22 protein-coding genes are annotated in these 21,377 nt (G+C 58.6%); 14 read left to right on the plus strand and 8 right to left on the minus strand.

Translation table 11 applies throughout. The features are described 5' to 3' along the window. Positions 1–10: 10 nt before the first annotated feature. From CEC48_RS18220 to CEC48_RS18240, 5 genes are read right to left on the minus strand one after another with little or no spacing between them, the layout of a single operon-like run. Positions 11–1,480 (minus strand): sucrose-6-phosphate hydrolase, encoded by a 1,470-nt coding sequence (locus CEC48_RS18220; protein WP_088425016.1) that lies wholly within the window; start codon positions 1,478–1,480, stop codon positions 11–13. A 29-nt stretch (positions 1,481–1,509) separates the two neighbouring features. After that, positions 1,510–2,655 carry an ABC transporter ATP-binding protein gene (locus tag CEC48_RS18225; RefSeq protein WP_088424996.1) on the minus strand — a complete coding sequence of 382 codons (1,146 nt, stop codon included), beginning with the start codon at positions 2,653–2,655 and terminating at the stop codon, positions 1,510–1,512. A 27-nt stretch (positions 2,656–2,682) separates the two neighbouring features. Beyond that, complete coding sequence (locus CEC48_RS18230; RefSeq protein ID WP_088424997.1) at positions 2,683–3,525, minus strand: carbohydrate ABC transporter permease; 843 nt, start codon at positions 3,523–3,525, stop codon at positions 2,683–2,685. Continuing rightward, a complete protein-coding gene (locus tag CEC48_RS18235; protein ID WP_088424998.1) occupies positions 3,522–4,484 on the minus strand; it encodes a carbohydrate ABC transporter permease in 963 nt (320 codons plus the stop codon). The genes CEC48_RS18230 and CEC48_RS18235 overlap by 4 nt, the downstream gene beginning before the upstream one ends. 21 nt (positions 4,485–4,505) lie before the next feature. Further along, positions 4,506–5,780, minus strand: a complete 1,275-nt coding sequence (locus CEC48_RS18240) for an ABC transporter substrate-binding protein (RefSeq protein ID WP_088425017.1) — start codon at positions 5,778–5,780, stop codon at positions 4,506–4,508. A gap of 167 nt (positions 5,781–5,947) precedes the next feature. On the opposite strand from CEC48_RS18240, the gene CEC48_RS18245 reads away from it, so the two are divergent. Both CEC48_RS18245 and CEC48_RS18250 read left to right on the plus strand, forming a co-directional pair. Further along, positions 5,948–7,513, plus strand: a complete 1,566-nt coding sequence (locus CEC48_RS18245; RefSeq protein WP_088424999.1) for a carbohydrate porin — start codon at positions 5,948–5,950, stop codon at positions 7,511–7,513. Between the two features lie 376 nt (positions 7,514–7,889). Then, complete coding sequence (locus CEC48_RS18250; RefSeq protein WP_088425000.1) at positions 7,890–9,194, plus strand: cation:dicarboxylate symporter family transporter; 1,305 nt, start codon at positions 7,890–7,892, stop codon at positions 9,192–9,194. 3 nt (positions 9,195–9,197) lie between these two features. Here the strand turns inward: CEC48_RS18250 and CEC48_RS18255 are convergent, their stop codons facing one another. Next, positions 9,198–9,383 (minus strand): hypothetical protein, encoded by a 186-nt coding sequence (locus CEC48_RS18255; protein ID WP_088425001.1) that lies wholly within the window; start codon positions 9,381–9,383, stop codon positions 9,198–9,200. A 119-nt stretch (positions 9,384–9,502) separates the two neighbouring features. On the opposite strand from CEC48_RS18255, the gene CEC48_RS18260 reads away from it, so the two are divergent. The 12 genes from CEC48_RS18260 (at position 9,503) to CEC48_RS18315 (ending at position 20,580) form a co-directional block, all read left to right on the plus strand. Continuing rightward, entirely contained in the window at positions 9,503–10,630 is a 1,128-nt protein-coding gene (locus tag CEC48_RS18260) for a saccharopine dehydrogenase family protein (RefSeq protein ID WP_088425002.1), read from the plus strand. A gap of 3 nt (positions 10,631–10,633) precedes the next feature. Next, a complete protein-coding gene (locus tag CEC48_RS18265; protein WP_088425003.1) occupies positions 10,634–11,131 on the plus strand; it encodes a DUF2269 domain-containing protein in 498 nt (165 codons plus the stop codon). A gap of 363 nt (positions 11,132–11,494) precedes the next feature. Further along, on the plus strand, positions 11,495–12,673 hold the full coding sequence (locus CEC48_RS18270; RefSeq protein ID WP_088425004.1) for an AMP-binding protein: 1,179 nt from the start codon (positions 11,495–11,497) through the stop codon (positions 12,671–12,673). Then, on the plus strand, positions 12,670–13,455 hold the full coding sequence (locus CEC48_RS18275; RefSeq protein ID WP_088425005.1) for an ABC transporter ATP-binding protein: 786 nt from the start codon (positions 12,670–12,672) through the stop codon (positions 13,453–13,455). The genes CEC48_RS18270 and CEC48_RS18275 overlap by 4 nt, the downstream gene beginning before the upstream one ends. A 69-nt stretch (positions 13,456–13,524) precedes the next feature. After that, positions 13,525–14,406 carry a branched-chain amino acid ABC transporter permease gene (locus tag CEC48_RS18280; RefSeq protein ID WP_088425006.1) on the plus strand — a complete coding sequence of 294 codons (882 nt, stop codon included), beginning with the start codon at positions 13,525–13,527 and terminating at the stop codon, positions 14,404–14,406. An 11-nt stretch (positions 14,407–14,417) separates the two neighbouring features. Next, complete coding sequence (locus tag CEC48_RS18285) at positions 14,418–15,485, plus strand: branched-chain amino acid ABC transporter permease (protein WP_088425007.1); 1,068 nt, start codon at positions 14,418–14,420, stop codon at positions 15,483–15,485. Between the two features lie 55 nt (positions 15,486–15,540). Next, the gene (locus CEC48_RS18290) at positions 15,541–16,866 is read left to right on the plus strand and encodes an ABC transporter substrate-binding protein (RefSeq protein WP_088425008.1); all 1,326 of its coding nucleotides are present in this window, start codon (positions 15,541–15,543) and stop codon (positions 16,864–16,866) included. 66 nt (positions 16,867–16,932) lie between these two features. Then, positions 16,933–17,697: an ABC transporter ATP-binding protein gene (locus tag CEC48_RS18295; RefSeq protein WP_088425009.1), complete on the plus strand. Its 765-nt coding sequence runs from the start codon at positions 16,933–16,935 to the stop codon at positions 17,695–17,697. A 261-nt stretch (positions 17,698–17,958) separates the two neighbouring features. Then, complete coding sequence (locus CEC48_RS18300; protein WP_088425010.1) at positions 17,959–18,504, plus strand: GNAT family N-acetyltransferase; 546 nt, start codon at positions 17,959–17,961, stop codon at positions 18,502–18,504. Between the two features lie 123 nt (positions 18,505–18,627). Further along, positions 18,628–19,497 carry a GyrI-like domain-containing protein gene (locus CEC48_RS18305; protein WP_088425011.1) on the plus strand — a complete coding sequence of 290 codons (870 nt, stop codon included), beginning with the start codon at positions 18,628–18,630 and terminating at the stop codon, positions 19,495–19,497. Between the two features lie 183 nt (positions 19,498–19,680). After that, a complete protein-coding gene (locus CEC48_RS18310) occupies positions 19,681–20,022 on the plus strand; it encodes a hypothetical protein (protein ID WP_141099684.1) in 342 nt (113 codons plus the stop codon). Positions 20,023–20,157: 135 nt separating this feature from the next. After that, positions 20,158–20,580, plus strand: coding sequence for a hypothetical protein (locus CEC48_RS18315; RefSeq protein WP_088425013.1), 423 nt, complete (start codon positions 20,158–20,160; stop codon positions 20,578–20,580). On the opposite strand, the gene CEC48_RS18320 is transcribed toward CEC48_RS18315, so the two are convergent. Together CEC48_RS18320 and CEC48_RS18325 are read right to left on the minus strand one after the other, a co-directional pair. Beyond that, complete coding sequence (locus tag CEC48_RS18320) at positions 20,577–20,948, minus strand: DoxX-like family protein (protein ID WP_088425014.1); 372 nt, start codon at positions 20,946–20,948, stop codon at positions 20,577–20,579. The two genes, CEC48_RS18315 and CEC48_RS18320, sit on opposite strands and share 4 nt — an antisense overlap. After that, a partial coding sequence (locus tag CEC48_RS18325; protein ID WP_088425018.1) for a thiol-disulfide oxidoreductase DCC family protein occupies positions 20,945–21,377 on the minus strand: 433 nt, incomplete at its 5' end. The genes CEC48_RS18325 and CEC48_RS18320, both read right to left, overlap by 4 nt.

Here is a 21,377-nt window from a genome sequence, read left to right on the forward strand (position 1 = left end):
ATGACGCTGCTCATAACCATCCCGAGGCGAGAGACCATGCCCTGGGAATCGAGACACGTCCGCCACTCCCGCTTGCAAGAAGCTTCACACCCAAACTACCGGGCTGTGGGTAGAGGCGACTGCTGAGGCTGAAGCGCCCGTGTTCCTCGAACACCTCAATGGACGAGCGATCGAGGAACACACGCAGTGCCAGTAACTCTTGTGTCGGGTCTATCGACACGCTGCGCTGACCGGTGACTTGCGCACCCGAGCGGCTGCGGTCAAGCACCAGGCGTTGCAACACCGCATCGTAGTAGAGCAGGGTTTGTTCATGGCCATCGTCGCTACAGCGCAAGGCGATTCCCAAGTGCCCATCGGTGCAGCCGAGCAAATCCAGATGCACATGGATTTCCAGCCTGTCGCCATTCACTTCCGGCACCCCTCGGGTTCCCGACTCATCCCACCAGGGCGTACCCGGCAACGGCGCCTCGCGCAGAGCGGTGAGCTCCCGTGCCGGGAACACGCAAAGGCGATCTGCACACAGTTCAAGTTCGCGTGGCAAGCCGAGCATGCCGCACCAATGATGGGCCTGGCTTGGCATCGGGCTTTCCCACATGTCGAGCCACGCCCACATGAGGCGCCGACCATCGGGGGCCAATAGCGTTTGCGCTGCATAGAAGTCGTGGCCATTATCCAGCTCGATAAAAGGCCCTCCAGTGAAGTGCCAGTCGTTGTCGAGTCGGCCCACTCGGTAACCAGTCTGGTACTTGTTGAGCCGTTCGTAACCTTCGGATTGCATACCTTGTGGGGAGTACAGCAGCACATCGTGTCCGTTTAGCTGAAACAGATCCGGGCACTCCCACATATAGCCATCGCCCTCGCTGCCACCTGCCACATAGTCAAGAAACTCCCAGACGTGCAGATCTGTGGAACGGTACAACGGGAGCAGCGGCATATCGCCCAGACGTGCGCCGGCAATGAGGTACCAGTAGTCATTATCCTTCCATACCTTGGGGTCACGAAAGTGCATGATGGTGTCTTGCGGCGCGGTCTCGATGACTGCGCCATGCTTGACGAATCGGATGCCGTCAATGCTGGTGGCCAGGCACTGAACTTGACGGATTAAGCGTTCGTCACCCACTTCTCCCAGCCAGGTGTGTCCGGTGTAGATCAGTGCCAAGGTATCTCCACACACTACTGCACTACCGGAAAAACAACCGTCACGGTCGAAGTCATCGCCGGGTGCCAGCGCAATGGGCAGGTGCTGCCAATGAACCAGATCGGCACTCTTGGCGTGCCCCCAATACATAGGGCCCCATTTCGCTTCGAAAGGGTAATGCTGATAGAAAACGTGATATTCGCCACGAAAGTACACGACCCCGTTAGGGTCGTTCATCCAGCCTGTCGGGGGGGCGATATGATAACCGGGTCGATAATCTTGGATGACGCGAGACAGGCCATCACTCAGTGCACGCTGCGCAAGGTCAAGGCAAGAAGGCATTGGATCGCTGATGTTATTCGACGGCATGGTCATAGGGCCCGTGCGCGGACTGAGTGCAGAGAGACATCACTCGGCAGGTTTTCAACGGTGTGTGGGTAGCGCTTCAAGGCCGTGCCGTCGTCGTCGAACAGGTGCAGGTTGTCGATGTCCAGTTGCAGTTCGACCCGATCGCCTGCCTGCCATCCGGCGCTGACCTCACAGCGACAGATCAGTGGTTCGTCCTGACCTGTTTCGAGGTGCACATACGTTTCGCTGCCAAGGTATTCGACCCCGGTCACGACGATTCCGGCGGTGGCCTCTGCCGCTTTGAGCGAAATGTGCTCGGGGCGAACCCCCAGGGTCAGCAGCGTGCCCGCCGCCAGGTTCGAGCTATCGAAGGGCAGGGAGGTCATGCCCAGAACGGCGGTGTCGACCAGGCTGGTTTCGCCCGGAGCATGCAGCTGCGCCGCCAGAAAATTCATTTTGGGCGAGCCGAGGAAACCGGCGACAAAGCGGCTGGCTGGACGCTCATAGAGTTCGCGCGGTGAGCCGACCTGCTCTACCCGACCGCCGTTGAGCACAACGATTTTGTCGGCCAGGGTCATCGCTTCTACTTGATCGTGGGTGACGTAGATCATGGTCGAGCCAAGTCGATCATGCAGCCGGGCGATTTCGTTGCGCATCTGCACCCGTAAGGATGCATCCAGATTGGAGAGCGGCTCATCGAACAACAAAATGTCCGGTTCGCGCGCCATGGCTCTACCCATTGCTACACGCTGACGCTGCCCGCCAGACAGTTCCTTTGGCTTGCGTTGCAGCAGTTTGTCCAATTGCAGGATTTGCGCGGTTTTCAGCACGCGCTCGCGCAGGCTGCTCTTTTCAGTCTTGGCCAGTTTGAGACCAAAGCTGATGTTGTCGTAGACGCTCATGTGCGGGTATAGCGCATAAGATTGAAACACCATGCCGACGCCACGCTCGCGCGGTTCCAGGTCGTTGACCCGTCGCCCATCGATCAGCAGGTCGCCGCCGCATATCGAATCCAGCCCGGCGATCAGTCGCAGCAGGGTCGACTTTCCGCAACCCGAAGGGCCAACGAATACCACGAATTCACCCGCAGCAATCTCCAGGCTAACGTCGCGAAGAATCCGCGCGCCGCCCAATTGTTTGTTCACGTTGTCTAGCTTCAATTTGATCACGATGCTGTTCCTTGTATTTGTTGGGCATCAACCCTTTAACGCGCCGGTAGTGAGGCCGGAAACGATTCGGCGTTGGAAGATCAGCACCAGAATCACCAGTGGGACGGTGACCAGCACCGATGCGGCCATCAACAGCCCCCACGGCAGCTCATGAGGGCTACCGCCAGAAATCAAGGCGATGGCGACTGGCACCGTGCGTTGTGAGTCTGTGAGGGTGAAGGTCAAGGCAAACAGGAACTCGTTCCACGCTGCGATAAAGGCCAACAAACCAGTGGTGACCAGTGCGGGCCATAGCAGTGGCAACAGCACCCGGGTAAGCGTGACCCAGGGCGAAGCGCCATCCATGATTGCCGCTTCTTCCAGTTCATGAGGGAGTTGCCCCATGAACGTGGTCAGCACCCAGACAGTGAAGGGCAGGGTAAAAATCGTGTAGCTCAGGATCAACGCCCAAGACGTGTTGTACAGACCCAGGGCGCGGATCACTTCGAACAGCCCCGACAGTACAGCGACCTGGGGAAACATCGACACGCCGAGAACCATCATCAATACCGTGCCACGCCCACGGAATTTCACCCTTCCCAAGGCATAGGCGGCAGTCACACTGAGGAACAGCGCCAGCGCCACTACGCTAAGTGCGACCACCAACGAGTTACCGATAGCCCGCAGGAATGAGGCTTGGTGGAGTATCGCCGCATAATTGGAGAAGTCGGGGTTATCGATCCAGTAGCTCACCTCGAACAAAGCATTGGACGGCTTTAGTGAAGTCACAATGGCGTAATAGAAAGGGAAGACCGCATACAGCAACAAAACCCCGATCAGGCACCAAAATCCGAGGCGCAACAGCGCTTTTTTGAGTAGGCGCAGGTTCATGATCGAACCTCCATTTGACGGCGTCCGAGGTAGAGATAAAGCATGGCAATTACCGCAACGACCAGAAACAGCAGAGTCGAGGCTGCGCTGCCATAACCAACATCCTGGAACTCCACCAGGTGTTGGCGGGCATAGACCGACATGCTCATGGTGCTAGAAGAATTTGAGGTCAGCACATAGATGACGTCGAATACCCGCAGGGAATCGAGGATGCGAAAGATTGCCGCCACCAACAATGCCGGCATCAACAGTGGAAGCGTGACGCGCCAGAACACATTCAGCGGATGAATACCATCGACCCTGGCAGCTTCGTAACAATCGCTCGGCAACATCTGCAAGGCAGCCAGCATCAGTAGCGTGACAAAAGGTACGGTCTTCCAGACGTCGACAATGATGACCGCCCACATCGACAGGTCCGCATCAGCTGTCCAGGCCAGGGGGGCATCAATCAGGCCGACGCTCAGCATCATGTGATTGATGATGCCGAACTGGTCGTTGAGCATCCATGACCAGATCTTCGCCGAGACAATGGTAGGAATCGCCCACGGAATCAGAATCAGCGCACGCACCAGGGCGCGGCCTGTGAACTTGATGTTCAGCAGCAACGCCACCAGCAGCCCCAGCACGACTTCCAGTCCCACCGACACCACGGTGAAATGCAGCGTATTGCGCACAGCGTTCCACCATTGTGGATCAACCAGGATGCCCAACCAGTTGGAACCGTCGTGGAACAGATAATTGCTCAAGCCCACGAAGGATCCGCCACCGGTGTCGGCCAGGTTGGCGTCGGTCAGGCTGAACCAGAATGTCCGCAGTAGCGGCCAGGCCGCCACCAGGGCCAGACACAGCAACATGGGTGTCAGAAACAACCAGGCGGCGCGTACTCGGCGACGCTGTATGGGCGTTTCCCTGGTGAGTAGGCGCTCATCAGGGGAGGCATGGGTAATAGAGGCAGACATGGTGTTTTTCTTCCTTGTGGCTTACCAATTCTTGCGTTTGACGCGCGTGAGTTCGCTTTCCAGTTCGGCCAGCGCCTGATCGACAGGCAACTCGCCCGCCAGCACGCCATGCACTCGATCGAAGAACGCATTGGAGACCCGTGGATAGCGCTCGGCGGTTATTGAAGCGGGACGCATGACCCCGTCATTGAGAATGCTGTGGAGCTGACTGTAGTAAGGCATTGCCGCGAGCAGTTCGGGATCTTGATACAGCGACTCGATAACCGGGTTATAGGCGCCTATCAGGGCACGATGTTTTTGCTGTTGGGTACTGGTCAGGTAGCTCACCAGTTCCGCGGCAAGTTTTGGATGAGCGCTGTAACGCGATACCGCCAGGCCCCAGCCACCGAGAGTGGATGCGTGGGTGCCGGACATGCCGCCTCGGGGTAGGGGAGCGACCCCGACCTTGTCTTTTACGACACTGTCCTGGCTTTGCACCAGGGCCCAGACATAAGGCCAGTTACGCATGAACAACGCATTTCCCGACTGGAATACGCCACGTCCCTCTTCCTCGGTGTAGTTGAGTACGCCGCGCGGGGAGATGTCTCCCACCCAGCTTTTCGCCAGGGCCAATGCAGTTCTTGAGGCCTGACTGTTGACCACGATATCTCCTTGTGGATTGACCAGTCCGCCTTCCGGCTGGCTGCTGATCCACTCCAGCGCATTACACGTCAGCCCCTCGTAAGCGCGTCCCTGAAAGATGTAACCCCACACATTGGCGTTCCCGGCGTTGCGTTCAGCCGTTTGAACATCCCTGGCGGTAGTGGTCATTTCCTCCCAGGTCTGGGGAACCTGCTTGTTGTATTTCTCGAGCAAGTCTTTGCGGTAATACAGCAGCCCCGAGTCGGTGAACCACGGCATCATCACCAGCCGTCCATTCACTGTCGCGTTATCCACCTGTGCCTGGAAGTAGCCTTGGGTCGCGTTGGCAGGCAGCACTTCGCGCAGATCCATCAGATGTTTGGCCAGCATCCCGGGCCACACCATATCGATTTGAATGATGTCGATGTCAGTGGACTGCGCACTGAGAATTTGTTGGTAGAACGACAACCTCTCGGTCGCCGAGTTAGGCGTGGAAACCACCTGGACGTTGTTTCCGGTCTGTTTCGACCACGCCTCGACAGCCTCTTTGCAGAGTTGCAGCTCCGCACCCACCGCGCCGCACGAGATCGTCAAATCGGCTGCGCTCGAGACGGATGGGAGTCCGACACAGAGGGTGAATAGTGCGGCGGGAAGAAGCGATTTCAGCTGTTTCATTGAACACCATTTATTTTTGTTTTTAGAGAAGGTAACGTTAACATCGCCAAATGTAGCAGCGTAATTGCGATTAGGCATCCTTTTTTCGTTCCTTGTGACAATTCACAGATCACGAAAAGTGGCCGTCGCAAGAACAAAAAACAATAAAAACAATCTAGGAAATTCACATGCAGAAAGCATCAAGCTGGCTACTCGCAGGCGTGCTCGGCACTACGACGGCGACCGCCCAGGCCGCGACTCTGGAAGAACGCATGGCTGCGTTTGAAGCCCGTGCCAGCGCAGCGGAAAAGCGTGCAGCCGCAGCCGAACAACAAACCCAGGCACTCGCCAGGGAATTGCAGCAGATCAAACTCACCACACCCACCTTGCAGCCAGCGGTGTCCAGTGCGACAGCCATTGCGGCGCCCACTGTGGACACTCGGTTGGCAAAACTCGAAGCCCGCCAGGAAAGCATCGAAAAACAGGCCGGCACTGCAAACCTCGCTGATGGGTTTAGCTTCAAGGGTTATGCCCGCTCTGGATTGCTTATCGACCAGGGACTTGGTGGTGGCCGTGGCGGCCCTTATACAACGCCGGCTGGCTCGGTTGGTGGTGCCGTCGGGCGACTCGGTAACGAAGACGACACCTACATGCGTATAGACCTGTCGAAAGAAATCTATGCGCAAAACGGCACCCGTTCCAAGTTCACGGTCTCCATCGCCGACGGCGTAGAAAGTTCCAATGACTGGACGGCCGACGAAAGCAAACTGAACGTGCGCCAGGTATTCACAGCGCTCGATCATATTGCTGCGTTCAAGGGCAATTCAGTGTTCGAGAACGCCACCCTGTGGGCAGGTAAGCGATTCGATAGAGATAATTTCGATATCCACTGGCTGGACTCGGACGTCGTCTACCTGGCGGGCACTGGCGGTGGTATCTACGATATACAGATGAACAAAAATTGGCGTTCGAACTACTCCTTGATTGGGCGTAGCTACGGGGATTTCAGTCAGGGCGGTATTAATGCCGATGTGGAAAGCTACATTCTGACCTCCAACCAGTTCTTCGAGGATGGTCAGTGGCAGTGGATGTTTAATGCCATCGGCGCAAAGAAAAACGATTTCGGCACCCGCACCAATGAAGCGGGTTTGACGCCTGCGGACTCCGGTTTGCATAGCATGCTGGCCAATCACCAGAAAGACTTTTTCGGCAGGGAAGGCTTTTTCAAAACGGCGCTGCTCTATGGGCAAGGTCTGGGAGCGGAGGTTAAAAATGTTGGCTCGGATGGTGAGCTGATTGACGATGCCCGAACGCTGCGTCTGGCACTTTACGGTGAGACACCCATTGCGCCTGACTGGCGCATTGGGCCCAGCTTGCTCGCCGAACAGAGCAAGGATAGATACGTCAAAGGTGACGACTACCGCTGGTTGACCCTGAACGTGCGATTGGCTAACACAATCAACAGCAACTTCGAGATGGCCTACGAAATGAGCTGGCAAACCATGAACCTCGACCCCAAGGGCTATCTACAACGTAATGCGGTCGACGGTAATTTTTGGAAATTCACTGTCGCCCCAACATTCAAGCCTGACGTTGGAGACTTGCTCACTCGTCCCGAGCTACGTGTGTTCGCAAGCTTCATGAATTGGTCTTCGGACCTGGACAGATACAGTACCTCAGACTCCTTCGGCAAGACGGACTTCAATGCCGGTGGTGTATGGCAATACGGTATACAAATGGAAACGTGGTTTTAATATTTGACTGCGCTGGCCAACACGCCTCCAGCGCCCCTGCTGGTTGTCGTTGCAAGCAGGGGCGTTGGTTGGAGGCATCTGCGTTGAGGTTTGAATCGCCCCGGATATCTTAGACAGTGAGCGACCGTTTTTGGCCGATAGTTGCCCGTAAGCGAGCGGGGAATACCCTGGCAGGTCAGGCACGCACCGACTGATGCGGCAGCGTATGGGCATCATGAAGTCTCACCAGGTGCTGGTAGCAGCAGCCCTGCTCGCAAGCTTGATTGACCAGGCTCACCAGGTATAAAGGAAAGGTATAACACTCCAACCTGAACGTATTATCCCACGTGGCGCGCGCGTGCGACCCTGCCTTGACAATAACAATGTCGAGAGCTCCATGAAACTACTCGCGAAGCTATACATCCAGGTACTCATCGCCATGGCGCTGGCAATAGCGCTCGGGCTAATAGCCCCTGACATTGCGGTAAAAATGAAGCCCCTGGGTACTGCGTTCATCGCATTACTGAAGATGCTACTGGGGCCCATCATCTTTTTCACCGTCGTTCACGGTATTGCGCACATTGGTGATTTCCGTCGACTCGGACGGATCGGCATCAAGACCCTGATCTACTTTGAGGTGGTCAGTAGCCTGGCGATGGCCGTGGGTTTTACGGTGGTGTCCCTGGTGCGCCCGGGTGACGGGCTGCATGCACGGATGGGCAACGAACTGTCTGCTGGGCAGGCTGCGACGGTCAATGCAGCCATGTCAGGTGGCGGGTTCAGCCTGGAGCACTTCTTCTTATCGATCATCCCGAAAACCCTGGCTTCAGCCTTCGTGGAGGGTGACATCCTGCCAGTGCTGTTCGTTTCGGTACTGGTGGGCCTGGCGCTGGCTCAGTGTGCGAAGCCGGATTGGGTGGGCATGCGCTTGCTCACCGAAGGACAGACCGTGACGTTCAAGTTGCTGACTTACATCATGCGACTTTCTCCTATTGGGGCATTTGGCGCTATGGCTTCAGCGGTCGGCGGCTTCGGATCCCAGACACTTGTTTACCTGCTTCGCTACATCCTCACGTATTACGCCAGTGTGCTGATCTTTATATTCCTGGTTCTTGGCAGCGTGGCGGCGCTGGCCGGTTTTTCGATCATCAAGATTCTGCGAGTCATCAAAGAGGAAGCGATTGTGGCCATGGGTACCGCGTCGAGCGAGGCGGCGTTTCCAAAACTGGTCACGAAGCTGACCCAGGCAGGCTGCGACGAAGCCGTGGTGGGGTTCGTTCTGCCGGCCGGGTACAGCTTCAACATCGATGGGGCCTGTTTGTACATGGCCTGCGGCTTGGGATTTCTCGCCCAGGCCACGGATACCAGCTTGTCTTTCGGGCAGCAGTTGAGTCTGCTCGGGGTAATGCTCCTGACGTCCAAGGGCGGCGCAGGCGCGGCGGGTGGAGCTGTAATCAAGCTGGCTGCAACCCTTGAATCAGTACGCGTGTTGCCACTGGGCTCGCTGGGCCTGCTATTTGGTATTGATCGCGTGCTGGCCATCGCCACATCGACCACCAATGTCATTGGCAACAGTGTCGCCGTATTTGTGATCTGCCGATGGGAAAACCTGTTCGATCGGGAACGCTTCGATGCTTTTTTGAACCCCGCCGAATCGACCGCTCCTGCAACGCACCAGGCCATGGAAGAAACAGCCAAATGACTATTAGCCACGCAGGATCAAACCGCCGAGCCACTTCACGATCCTGAGCCTTTCGCACCGGCTCGGCAGCCAGTTGCGCATCACTGAATTTTCCGGGCCAGTCAATGCTTGACCGGCCCTTTGCATTTCGTCGACCAGCTCAACGGCCTCCAGCTGCCGCATGTAAAGCCGCTGGGTGTATAGCTCCATTATTTGACTCTTCCTGTTGATCTCGGCTCAAGCGGTTAAACAAATCGGGTATCTTTAGCCGCCTCAGCCGCCAGTCTGCCTCAGGCTCAGCGCATGATCGATTGTTTAGGGAAGAATGAATGGCACTCAGGGTGATGGTGGTCGGTGGCTACGGCAATTTTGGCAGCATCGTTTGCCGACATTTGGCGGTAGCGCCGGGCATTGAACTGGTGATCTCGGGCCGCGATCCACACAAGTTGCAGCGCAAAGTGGATGAGCTGAAAAGCCGATCGGGCACAGCCTGCGAAAGCTGGTGCGGCGATGCCATGGGTGCCGGGTTCGCATCCGTTTTGCAGTCGATGAACATCCAGTTGGTGATCCACACCGGCGGCCCGTTCCAGGGGCAATCCTATGCCGTTGCCCAGCGCTGCATCGACGCAGGCGTGAACTACTGCGACCTGTCCGACTGCCGCACTTTCGTCAACGGTGTGGGCGTGCTGGATGCACAAGCCCGGCACGCGGGCGTGGCGATTCTCAGTGGTTGCAGCTCAGTGCCGACGTTGTCGTCCGCCATCATCGATCAGTACCGCTATCGCTTCACCCGCATCGACTCGATCGAGCATGGCATTTCCTCCTCGGCCAAGATGCCGGGGTTGTCCACCGTCGAAGGCGTGCTGGCCTACGCGGGCAAACCGATCAAGCAACTCAGGCATGGCCAGGTGCATGAGGTGCTGGGCTGGCAGGACCTGACACTGCGCAAGATGCCCCAACTCGGCACGCGAGTCCTGGCCAATGTGGACGTGCCCGACATGGACATCTTCGCCGGCCGTTATGGCGCCCACACCCTGAGTTTCAAGGCAGGTGCCGGGCTCAAGCTGGGTGGCGTCGCCAACTACCTGCTGGCCCAGGCGCTGCGCACGGGAGTCGTGCGTGACCACGTAGCCTGGGCCGCACGGCTGCATCGGCTGGGCACCTGGTTCGAACGCTTCGGCGATGGCAAAAGCGCGATGTACATCGACGTGCAGGGCCTTGGTACAGAAGGGCAGCCGCTGTCCCTGGCGGTGCAACTGACGGCCTTGAACGACAAAGGCCCGGAAATTCCCAGCTGCGCCGCCGTGGCCCTGGCGATCAAAATCGCCCAGGGCTATGTGCCCGAACCCGGCGCCCGTCCGTGCGTAGGCGAGATCACCGTCGACGAATACATCGCCGCCATCAACGACCCGGCAAACCTGAGCCTGGCCGTGCATTTCTCTGACGGGCAGGGCTGAGCCATGCTCTACCTGTGCCTGAAGTACATCCACATCATCGCGGCGATTTTCCTGTTCGGCTTTGGCATGGGTTCCTACCTGTACCTGATCGCCGCAAGCCGCACGGCCAACCCGCAAGTGATCGCCCACGTGGCGCGGATGGTGGTGCAGTTTGATACCTGGATTACCACGCCGGCGGGCTTCATCCAGATCATCACCGGCTTCCTGCTGATCAAGCTTGCGGGGCTGCCATTGATCACTGAATGGGTGCTGACCTCGCTGATCATCTTCCTGTGCGTGGGGGCGCTTTGGCTGCCGGTGTTGGTGCTGCAAAAGCGCTTGCAGCAGATGGCGCTGAGCGCGGTTGAGACGGGCAAGGCGCTTGAGGATGGATACCGCGGCGTTTACAGGAAATGGTTCTGGATGGGCGTTTTCGGGTTTTCGGGGATGTTTGTGATCGTGATGATCATGGTGACGAAGATGACGCCGTGGGCGTTGGTTGGGCTGTGGGTGGGTGGCTGAATAGTTCGGCTGTGTTATCGGACACAAGCGGGCAGGTGCTGTTGCTGTACGGTCATCACGATTTCCTTGGAGGGTGCAGCTCATTGCTCAGCCTGTGCCTGACGGTTTTAACTGTTGGCGCGGCAACAGTTGATCAACAGGTTGTGCTTCGCAGGACAGCAGTGCTCGTCGTGCAATGTCTTCAATTCATTGATAAATAAAGTAAAAGCTACATGGCATGGTTGCTGCTCTTGCTGCTGCATGGTCGCCACACGGGTTGCCCTGCAACAGGATAAATAGCTATGACCCATGACAACTTCACTTTCCGTGGCGACGTCTCCCGCACCCACTGCACGGCCCAGGAAGTGGCATGAGGGCCGGTGGATGAGCAGCGTACAGCGAACCGATAACAGCCTGACCACCTTGCCCGCCTGGTTGCAGGAACAGGCGCGGCGCCAACCGGCTGGCATTGCCTTGCGCCATAAACACCTGGGCATTTGGCAGGTGCGCAGCTGGGCGCAGGTGGCCGAGGAAGTGCGTACGCTGGCTGACGGGTTGCAGGCTAACGGGTTTGGCGCTGGGGCGAGTTTGCTGGTGCTGAGCCGTCCGCGCCCGCAAGCGCTGCTGTTATCGCTGGCGGCGCAATGGCTGGGTGGCGAAGCGGTGCTGCTTGACCCATTAGAGCCCGCTGCGCCACAAGCCGCGCTGTTGAGCGAGCTGCAACCACACTTCCTGTTCGCCGAAGGCTTGGCTGAGCTGCGCCGTGTACACGGCGCCGGGGTAACGCCGGGCCTGTTGCTCTATGCCGACAAGCGCGGCGTGGCGAACGATGGCCTGGCGGCTGCGGCGGTGGATTACCAAACACTGTTGGGCGAGCGCCGTGATGCGCTGAGCCCATCGCAGGCACGGGCGGACGCCACCGCGTTTGCCCTGTATCGCCAAGCCGCGACGGGTGAGCTGGAGTGCCAACGCATCAGCCACAGTGAGTTGCTGCAGCACGGTTTGCATGTGGTGCAGCACGAGCAATTAGGTCGGCATGAGGAAGCCTTGGCGGCCCGCGCTTTTGCGGCGGGCGGGCAAGCTCGTTACCTGCTGGCGCCCTGGTTGATCACCGGCTTTCGTTTGAATTTCCCCGAGAGCCTGGCGACCCGTGATCACGACCGCCGTGAGCTCGGCCCAACGCTGGTGGCCGGCACTCGCGATACCTACGGGCGCCTGCATACCCAGGTGCTGCACCGGTTGCCAGAGGCAGGCAGCTGGCGTCGCCGCTTGGTGGACTGGGCGCTGCGCCCGGCGCCAGGCAGCTGGCGACGCGGCGTGGGTTACTGGCTGATTCGCCGGCCTCTGCGAGACGTGCTGGGGTTTAGCCGCACCCGCGCGGCGTTGTTGGTGGGTGAGCCGTTGGATGAGCCGGTGCAGGTGTTTTTCAACGCGCTGGGCATCAACGTGCGTACCTGGCCGGACCCGGCGCAGTGGCACAGCCCCGTTGCTCGCCCGGGGTTGGCGTCGGCTGGCTGGAGCCGCCTTGAACCTCGACTGGCCGGACAAGGAAACGCGCTATGACAAACGCCGCTGCGACGGCTCCACTGCTGGAGCTGAACAATATTTCCCTGTCGTTCAAGGGCGTAAAGGCAATCACCGATATCAGCTTTGCGGTGGCGGCGGGGGAGATCTGCGCCCTGATCGGGCCAAATGGGGCGGGTAAAAGTTCGCTGCTCAACGTCATCAACGGCGTGTACCAGGCCCAGGAAGGGCAGGTGCGGTATGCCGGTGAATTGCGCAGGCGCATGCGTGCTCACGATGCAGCGGTGCGTGGCATCGCCCGCACCTTTCAGAACATCGCCTTGTTCAAAGGCATGAGCGTGCTCGACAACGTGCTCAGCGGGCGCAACCTCAAGCGTCGCAGCACCTGGCTGGAACAAGCGCTGCGTATGGGGCGGGCGCCGGCTGAAGACGATGCCCAGCGGCACGCGGCCGAACGCATTATCGAGTTTTTACATATCCAGCCCTGGCGCGACGCTACGGTCGGTACCTTGCCTTACGGTCTGCAAAAACGCGTGGAGCTTGCCCGCGCCCTGGCGGCTGAACCGCGCTTGCTGCTGCTGGATGAACCCATGGCCGGCATGAACGCCGAAGAGAAGGCGCAGATGAGCGGTTTTATCGTCGACATCAACCGAGCGTTCGGCACCACGGTGGTGTTGATCGAGCACGATGTCGGCGTGGTCATGGGCATTTCTGACCATGTGGTGGTGCTGGACTACGGCCGCAAGATTGGCGATGGCCCGCCGGCAGATATTCAACGCAACCCCGAGGTGATTGCCGCCTACCTCGGCACCCGGCACTGACGCTTTTAGCCCGTTCAGCGCTGCTGTCATCCACGGCGCTCAGGCTTCGCTCGCCCTACAGGATCGATCATGGAATTTTTCTTTGAAGTGCTCATAGGCGGCCTGCTTGCCGGGGTGATGTATGCCTTGGTCGCCATCGGCTTTGTGCTGATCTACAAGGCCTCAGGCGTGTTCAATTTCGCCCAGGGCGCGATGGTGCTGTTTGCCGCGCTGACCTTCGTGAGCTTGCTGGAGCGCGGTGTGCCGTTCTGGTTGGCGTTTGTGCTGACCCTGGCGGCGATGGTGCTGATGGCGCTGGTGATCGAGCGGGTGGTGCTGCGGCCGTTGGTTAACCGTTCGCCTATCACCCTGTTTATGGCCACCCTCGGGCTTTCCTATGTGATTGAAGGGCTGGCGCAGGCGTTGTGGGGCGCTCAGGTGCATGGCCTGGACTTGGGCATCAGCGATGAGCCGTTGGAACTGGGAGGCATCTTGCTGTCGCAGTTCGACATTTTCGCCGCCGTAACCGCCGCCGTGCTGGTGGCAGTGCTGTCGCTGCTGTTCAAAAAAACCCGCATTGGCCTGTCGCTGCGCGCGGTGGCGGACGACCCGCTGGCCGCGTTGGCCGTGGGCATTCGCTTGCCGCATATCTGGGCAATTGTCTGGTCGGTGGCCGGCTTTGTCGGCCTGGTGGCCGGGCTGCTCTGGGGCGCGCGGCTGGGGGTGCAATTCTCGCTGTCGCTGGTGGTGCTCAAGGCGTTGCCGGTGCTGATCATCGGTGGCTTTACCTCTATCAGCGGGGCCATTGTCGGCGGCCTGATTATCGGCGCCAGCGAAAAACTGGCCGAGGTGTATATCGGCCCGATTATCGGCGGTGGCATCGAAAACTGGTTTCCCTATGTGCTGGCCCTGCTGTTTTTGCTGGTGCGCCCGGCTGGGCTTTTTGGCGAACGCGCCATCGAACGGGTGTAAGGAGCGTCATGATGTTTTATCAAGAAGGTGGCCAATTCAGTACCCGTTACGCCCAGGACCGTCGGGTATTTCGCTTGCGCCAGGACCGCATCGGCGTGCTGCTGTTGTTGCTGTTCAGCGCCGTGGTGGTGCCATTTTTAGGTAACGACTACTGGTTCAGCGCCATCCTCATTCCCTTTCTGGTGCTGTCGCTGGCCGGGTTGGGGCTGAATTTGTTGACCGGTTATGCCGGCCAGTTATCCCTGGGGTCGGCGGCGTTTATGGCCGTTGGGGCGTTTGCCACCTACAACATTGATCTGCGCATTCCCGGCTTGCCGCTGTTGCTGGACATCGCTTTGGGCGGCGTCTGCGCGGCACTGGTGGCCGTGCTGTTTGGCCTGCCCAGTTTGCGCATCAAAGGCTTTTATCTGTTGGTCTCGACCTTGGCTGCGCAGTTTTTTGTGCAGTGGGCATTAACCCGCTTCGCCTGGTTCTCCAACAACGATGCCTCAGGCGTGATCAGTGCACCGCCGCTGGCGATCTTCGGCGCCGACCTGAACTCGCCAGTGGGCCGTTACCTGCTGACGTTGGGCGTGGTGCTGGGGCTGTTCTGGCTGGGCGGTAATTTGGTGCGCAGCGAGCTGGGCCGCAACTGGATGGCGGTGCGCGACATGGACACTGCCGCTGCGGTCATCGGCATTCCCTTGCTAAAAACCAAGCTGTTGGCCTTCGCCATCAGCGGCTTCTTTCTCGGGGTGGCCGGTGCACTGTGGGCGTTCACTTATTTGGGCACCGTGGAGCCCAATGGCTTCGACCTGAACCGCTCTTTTCAGATTCTGTTCATCATCATTATTGGCGGCCTGGGCAGCCTGCTCGGCAACTTCCTCGGCGCCGCATTCATCGTGCTGTTTCCCATCTTGCTGTCGAACCTGGCCGCCTTGCTGCCGGCCGGGTTGATCGAGGCCGGGCAAATCGAGAACCTGCAAAAGATGGTGTTCGGTGCGCTGATCATCTTCTTCCTGATTAAAGAGCCCGAAGGCCTTGCGCGCCTTTGGCAGAAATTTCGCGAGCGCGCACGGCTATGGCCGCTGCGCTACTGAGCGAACCGCAACGCCCCGAACTACCGTTGACCCTCTCTTTTACAAGGACACCTACATGTTCAAACGATCTTTCTGGGGCACCCTGGCCCTGGCCGCCGGCCTCACCACCGTGGCGCTTGGCGCCCAGGCCGACAACGAGCAGTACTTCCCGCTGCAAAGCTACCGGGTGGGGCCCTACGCCGCCGGCGGCACCGGCTTCTTTGGTGGTTTTATCGACTACATGAAATACGTCAACGCCAACGGCGGCGTAAACGGCGTCAAGCTGACCTGGAGCGAGTGCGAAACCGAGTACGTGGTCGAGAAGGGCGTGGAGTGCTACGAGCGGCTGAAAAAGGGCCTGAATGGCGCGCCGGCTGCGGCCACCAATCCGCTGTCGGTTGGCATTGCGTACGCGACGCTGGAGCGCTCCACCGCCGACAAGCTGCCACTGATCACCATCAACCATGGCCGCACCGATTCCACCGACGGCAGCGTGTTTCCCTACGTATTCCCTCTGCAGTTGAACCCCTATTCCGAGGTGTCGGCGATCATCAACTACATCGGCCAGCGCAGCGGCGGTCTGGAGAAATTGCAGGGCAAGAAGATCGTCACCCTGTACCACGGCTCGCCCTATGGCAAAGAAACCAACGAAGTGCTGCAAACCCTGGCCGACAAATATGGCTTTGAACTGACCCTGCTGGAAGTGCCACACCCTGGCAACGAACAGCAGTCGCAGTGGCTGAACATTCGTCGCGCCAAACCGGACTGGGTGATTCTGCGTGGCTGGGGCGTGATGAACCCGGTGGCCTTGAAATCCGCGCAGAAAGTCGGCTTCCCGGCAGACCATATCATCGGCAACATCTGGAGCAACTCCGAAGACGACGCCGCCCCGGCAGGTGCCGCTGCAAAAGGCTATATCGCTATCACCACGCACCCCTCGGGCACCGAGTTCCCGGTGCTGCAAGGCATCAAAAAAGACGTGGTAGACAAGGGGCAGGGCGACCTTGCCGACCCGAAACGCTTCGGCAACGTGTACTACAACCTCGGCGTGGTGAACGGCATTCTCAACGTCGAAGCCGTGCGCATTGCCCAGCAAAAATACGGCAAGCAACCGCTCACTGGCGAACAAGTACGCTGGGGCTTTGAACATCTGAAACTGGACGACGCGCGCCTCAAAGAGCTGGGCGCCCTGGGCCTGGTGCAACCGCTGCAATTGTCCTGCTCTGACCACGAAGGCGGCGGTGCCGTGCGCTTCCAGCAATGGGACGGCACCAAATGGAACCTGATCAGCGACTGGGTGCAGGCCGACCGCAAGCTGTTGCGGCCGATCATTGAAGCCTCGTCGAAAAAATACGCCGCCGAAAAGGGCATCACCCCGCGTGATTGCAGCAAGGAATCCTGATTCCTTAACCGGCTGGCGCGCTATGTGCGCCGGCCATTGCGCGCGATTAACCCAGGAGAGAGGCCCATGAGCGACATACCGATTTTGCAGGTGCAGGGCATCGAGGTGCTGTATGAGAAGGCCATCCTCGCCGTGCGCGGGGTTTCCCTGCAGGTGGCCAAGGGGCAAATCGCCGTGCTGCTGGGCGCCAATGGCGCCGGCAAAAGCAGCACCTTAAAAGCCATCTCCAACCTGCTGCGTGCCGAGCGCGGCGAGGTGGTACACGGCAGCATTCACTACCAGGGCCGCGACATCACCCAGAGCACGCCGGACCGTTTGGTGCGCGATGGCCTGGTGCAAGTGCTGGAGGGGCGCCACTGTTTCGCCCACCTGACAGTGGAAGAAAACCTGCTGACCGGTGCCTTTGCCCGGCGCCTGTCGCGTCGCCAGTTGCACGAGGAAGTGGAACAGATCTACGCCCACTTCCCACGGCTGAAACTGCGCCGCAAAAGCCTGGCCGGCTACACCTCAGGGGGAGAGCAACAGATGGTCGCTATTGGCCGCGCACTGATGGCCAAACCGCAACTGGTGCTACTGGACGAACCGTCCATGGGTCTGGCCCCGCAGATTGTCGAGGAGATATTTACCATCGTCAGTCAACTTAACCAGCACGCCGGTGTGAGCTTTCTTATTGCCGAACAGAACGTCAACGTTGCGTTGCGTCACGCCCATGTCGGCTATGTATTGGAGTCCGGCCAAGTGGTCAGCCAAGGCGCTGTGGGTGAGCTTGCGGCACGGGAAGATCTCCATGGCTTTTATCTTGGCCGCCCACCGTCGCGAGTGAGCGGGTGATCCCGCAGCTGATAGCACCGTTTTATTACATATGCGTTTGGCGCTTTCCCTGCTGTTTGCCACAGGCAGGTATCGGCCAACAGCTGCCTTTCAGGAAGGGCAGCTAACGATCTAAAACCGCACAGCCAGCTGTTACTCGGAAAATAAATCCGTCCCCTTTCCTACAGCGATGGCTCCATCATTACCCGTCACATTGGATCTTTCTTTATCAAACTGCCGCTCTAGACTGGCTCCATCCCCTGGCCAATCGGAAAGAAACCCATGTCCGCCCCCGACTTCGACTGCCAACCCGATCTGTGCGGAAGCACCCTGAGGCTTAAACCTCTGGCAGACAGTGATCTTGAAGGTATGTTTCAGGCCGCGGCTGATCCAGACATCTGGGGCGACCATCCCGCCAGGGATCGCTATAAACGCGAGGTGTTCGAGGCGTACTTCGCCTCTCTACTCGCCACGAAGAAGGCGCTCGCTGTCATTGATATTGCCTCGGGGGATATCGTTGGCACATCAAGCTATTACACGCCGCCGGACCTACCGAACAGCATTGCCATCGGTTTTACATTTCTGGTGCGTGCGAAGTGGGGTGGCAATTCCAACCGCGAGCTTAAGCAGTTGATGCTGGAGCATGCATTTATGGCTTACGACATCGTCTATTTCCACATAGCGACTACGAACATTCGTTCGCAAACGGCCACGATGAAGTTAGGTGCGGTGCACTTGTATGACGCCGAACTGAAAATATCCGCCGCGCCTGCCTTGGCGAAGTGTTACGGACTTACGCACACTCAATGGAAGACGTCGCGGGGGTAAAAGGGGCGGTCACTCATCTATGGATGTTCCAACCCAAAACCTGCGTTGAGCAAACCCGGCTAGGCATGCTCGCGTCGCTATAGTCGACTCTATTGCCGACCGTACTTCCAGGAGCTTGTCCCATTGTCTGACACGCCGATCAACGTCGCTTACACGAAGCGCTTCAACGCCGTACTCGCCTACATTGATGAGAATCTCGAAGGTGATCTGTCGGTGAAGACGTTGAGTCATGTGGCGAATTTTTCGACGTTTCACTTCCATCGCCAATTCACCGCGTTCGTCGGCGTTCCGGTTTCACGTTATGTGCAACTGATGCGGCTACGACGCGCTGCCCATCGCTTGGCCGCCGTTGCGGATCACTCGGTACTGGAGGCGGCACTCAGTGCCGGTTTCGACAGTCCCGAGGCATTTTGCAGGGCGTTCAAGCGCGCGGTCGGTATGACGCCGAGTGCGTTCAGGAAGGCGCCGAACTGGCAGGTCTGGCATGCGGTGTTCGCCATCCCTCATTTTTCCAGGACTATCATCATGCAAGTACGAATCGTGGAATTCCCCGAAGTCCGGGTCGCAGCGCTTGAGCATTGCGGCTCCCCCGGGCTCGTCAATGAGAGCGTGAGCAGGTTCATCGAGTGGCGCATGCAGAGCGGCCAGTCGCCGGTGGCATCGAGTCGCAGCTTTGGCATTCCCTACGGCAACCCCGACACCACGCCAGCAGAAGCATTCCGCTTCGCCATTTGCGGCGAGATTCACGAGGCGGTGAAACCGAATGCGTTCGGCGTGCGCGAACTGGTCATTGCTGGCGGTCGCTGCGTCGTAGTGCGGCACGTGGGGTCGCCGGACCACATCGGCGAATCGATCTATCCGATCTACCGCGATTGGCTGCCTGCCAGTGGCGAAGAACTGCGTGATCAGCCACTGTTCTTCCATTACCTGAGCGTGTATCCGCAAACACCGCAGGATCAATGGCAAACGGATGTGTATGTTCCGTTGCAGTAACGGGGCGAGCTGCTTTTTGATCTTGGCTGACGTTGGCGAGTGTCCGCTCAGGGGGATAGCTTTTTGTGACAGGCTGCAATCGACCCAATGCAGCCGGTCGGCACTGGCAGAAGTGGGCCAAAAGCGAAACTTATCTGCTATGACACCAATGACGAGTTGGTCTGTGAGATAGACTGTAAAAATATGATTACTACAGTGAACCAAGATGATTGCTTAACCTATTTCGTCGTCGTGCATGGCGTTGACATTGAGACCTACGAACGAATGGCCGTTCACTTCGAATGTCGTCGTGGCGGCATGCGACCGACGGATGAAAGCCGGTATATCTCTATCCCAGTCACGATGGCCACCTTAGGGGGCACCCTTGCTTGGGTCAAAACCGAACTGGACGGGCGCTACTGTGAGCTGGATTTAATAGTGTGCGTCGCAGCCAAATTGTCTTGGAGCGAGGTGATCATCACCGCTGAGATAGCTTTGCTCGCTGGTCAAGCTGATGCGGCGATTAAGGTTGCTTTTTCCAACTGAGGCTTAAGCGAGCGTGATTTCATCTCTGCAATGTCTGCTTTGGGTCCAGGCTGTGTGAAAACAGACCTACCCGACTCCTGCACGAACGTGATAAATCAAACCCTCATGTCAACGCAAAACACCTCAAGGACGCCCATGAAATACGATGATGCAAGCTGGCACCATGGCGGAGACTTTCCAGCAGGCCAACCACCGGAGCACGGCGGCACACACATAGCGCTGTTCTTGAGATGGTGTTTTGTTAAAGGCTGGGCTGGCGACTTTCACGCCGAGGAAGAGCCTGAAGCCGTCGCCCTCGTGATCAGCGGCGAACTCTGCGCCACCGAGTTTCTCTTCAGGTATTGCGATGGCAAATTTACGGAGGAGGACTTGAACGACGCTGGGAATGAGATCGCGCAGCAGTATTACGGGAGCAATGGCCTTTACCTTCAAGACTACGCCGACCACTTTGCCAACTTGATGTACGTCGCCCCGGAATCCGCGCACGATTTTGAGGAGTTTTCCGCGATACTGGATGCTCGTGTTAAGAGTGGCGTGCTGATTAAAGCAGAGGCTTAACTAGCTCTGGTATTCCAAGCCACTGCACACAACGCCAGCCCCGCCACATTCAGCGACACAGGATTAAACGCCTCCCTGAGCATCCCTGGGCTGAATATCGCCACATCCACCAGCAGCCCCACCAGCGCCGTTGCCGCCACCGCAATCGGCCAGGCACTGCGCGGCGAAAGCACTAGCCACAACGCCAGAACGATCTCCCCAACTCCCGCCAGCGTGGCGAACACCTGCACCTGTTCGATCCCGTGCGCCTGCATCATCGTCCGTTCGCCTTGGCTCAGCCACAGCAGCTTCGGCACCAGCCCATGGTAGGCAAACATGAACGCCAGGCCGCCCCGGGCGATCCAGTTGATACGCACCAATGCGTTCATGGCTGCGCCTTCAAAAACCGCTGTTCATGATCCGGATCCGGCAACAGGCAGGTGTCGTATTTTCCGAAGAGCCGATAGCGATTGCGGGCAATACGATCGTAAGCCCAATCCCGAAGCACTCGCGGGATGGCGCGCAGCACCAGCAGTGGGCGCCAACGGGCAGGCAGTTGCGCAATGATTTCGAACACCGCCTCCGAACGCTCCCAACAGTGCCGGTCGCGGATCACCGCGATGGTGTCGAACTGATCCTGCGGCAATCCGGCCCATGCCAGCAACGCCTGGCCCTCGGGTGATTGCACTGCCGCCAACCGCACGCGATGGTCGTGGTCATGGCGAATCAGGAACCTTGCCCAGCCGTTGCACAGCTTGCACACGCCGTCGAACAACACCACGGTTTCGCCGGGGTTGAGGAGTGGCGCGGGGGTAGGG

Source organism: Pseudomonas sp. K2I15 (genome assembly GCF_002204795.1).
GTDB lineage: Bacteria > Pseudomonadota > Gammaproteobacteria > Pseudomonadales > Pseudomonadaceae > Aquipseudomonas.

Excerpts from the sequence above, each read along its gene's own strand:
- CEC48_RS18310 (WP_141099684.1), top strand. The coding sequence starts at position 19,681 with ATGATTACTACAGTGAACCAAGATGATTGCTTAACCTATTTCGTCGTC.
- CEC48_RS18290 (WP_088425008.1), top strand. The coding sequence starts at position 15,541 with ATGTTCAAACGATCTTTCTGGGGCACCCTGGCCCTGGCCGCCGGCCTC.
- CEC48_RS18275 (WP_088425005.1), top strand. The coding sequence starts at position 12,670 with ATGACAAACGCCGCTGCGACGGCTCCACTGCTGGAGCTGAACAATATT.
- CEC48_RS18280 (WP_088425006.1), top strand. The coding sequence starts at position 13,525 with ATGGAATTTTTCTTTGAAGTGCTCATAGGCGGCCTGCTTGCCGGGGTG.
- CEC48_RS18240 (WP_088425017.1), bottom strand. The coding sequence starts at position 5,780 with ATGAAACAGCTGAAATCGCTTCTTCCCGCCGCACTATTCACCCTCTGT.
- CEC48_RS18260 (WP_088425002.1), top strand. The coding sequence starts at position 9,503 with ATGGCACTCAGGGTGATGGTGGTCGGTGGCTACGGCAATTTTGGCAGC.
- CEC48_RS18255 (WP_088425001.1), bottom strand. The coding sequence starts at position 9,383 with ATGGAGCTATACACCCAGCGGCTTTACATGCGGCAGCTGGAGGCCGTT.
- CEC48_RS18245 (WP_088424999.1), top strand. The coding sequence starts at position 5,948 with ATGCAGAAAGCATCAAGCTGGCTACTCGCAGGCGTGCTCGGCACTACG.
- CEC48_RS18265 (WP_088425003.1), top strand. The coding sequence starts at position 10,634 with ATGCTCTACCTGTGCCTGAAGTACATCCACATCATCGCGGCGATTTTC.
- CEC48_RS18230 (WP_088424997.1), bottom strand. The coding sequence starts at position 3,525 with ATGAACCTGCGCCTACTCAAAAAAGCGCTGTTGCGCCTCGGATTTTGG.
- CEC48_RS18315 (WP_088425013.1), top strand. The coding sequence starts at position 20,158 with ATGAAATACGATGATGCAAGCTGGCACCATGGCGGAGACTTTCCAGCA.
- CEC48_RS18300 (WP_088425010.1), top strand. The coding sequence starts at position 17,959 with ATGTCCGCCCCCGACTTCGACTGCCAACCCGATCTGTGCGGAAGCACC.
- CEC48_RS18220 (WP_088425016.1), bottom strand. The coding sequence starts at position 1,480 with ATGCCTTCTTGCCTTGACCTTGCGCAGCGTGCACTGAGTGATGGCCTG.
- CEC48_RS18250 (WP_088425000.1), top strand. The coding sequence starts at position 7,890 with ATGAAACTACTCGCGAAGCTATACATCCAGGTACTCATCGCCATGGCG.
- CEC48_RS18295 (WP_088425009.1), top strand. The coding sequence starts at position 16,933 with ATGAGCGACATACCGATTTTGCAGGTGCAGGGCATCGAGGTGCTGTAT.
- CEC48_RS18285 (WP_088425007.1), top strand. The coding sequence starts at position 14,418 with ATGTTTTATCAAGAAGGTGGCCAATTCAGTACCCGTTACGCCCAGGAC.
- CEC48_RS18270 (WP_088425004.1), top strand. The coding sequence starts at position 11,495 with ATGAGCAGCGTACAGCGAACCGATAACAGCCTGACCACCTTGCCCGCC.
- CEC48_RS18235 (WP_088424998.1), bottom strand. The coding sequence starts at position 4,484 with ATGTCTGCCTCTATTACCCATGCCTCCCCTGATGAGCGCCTACTCACC.
- CEC48_RS18320 (WP_088425014.1), bottom strand. The coding sequence starts at position 20,948 with ATGAACGCATTGGTGCGTATCAACTGGATCGCCCGGGGCGGCCTGGCG.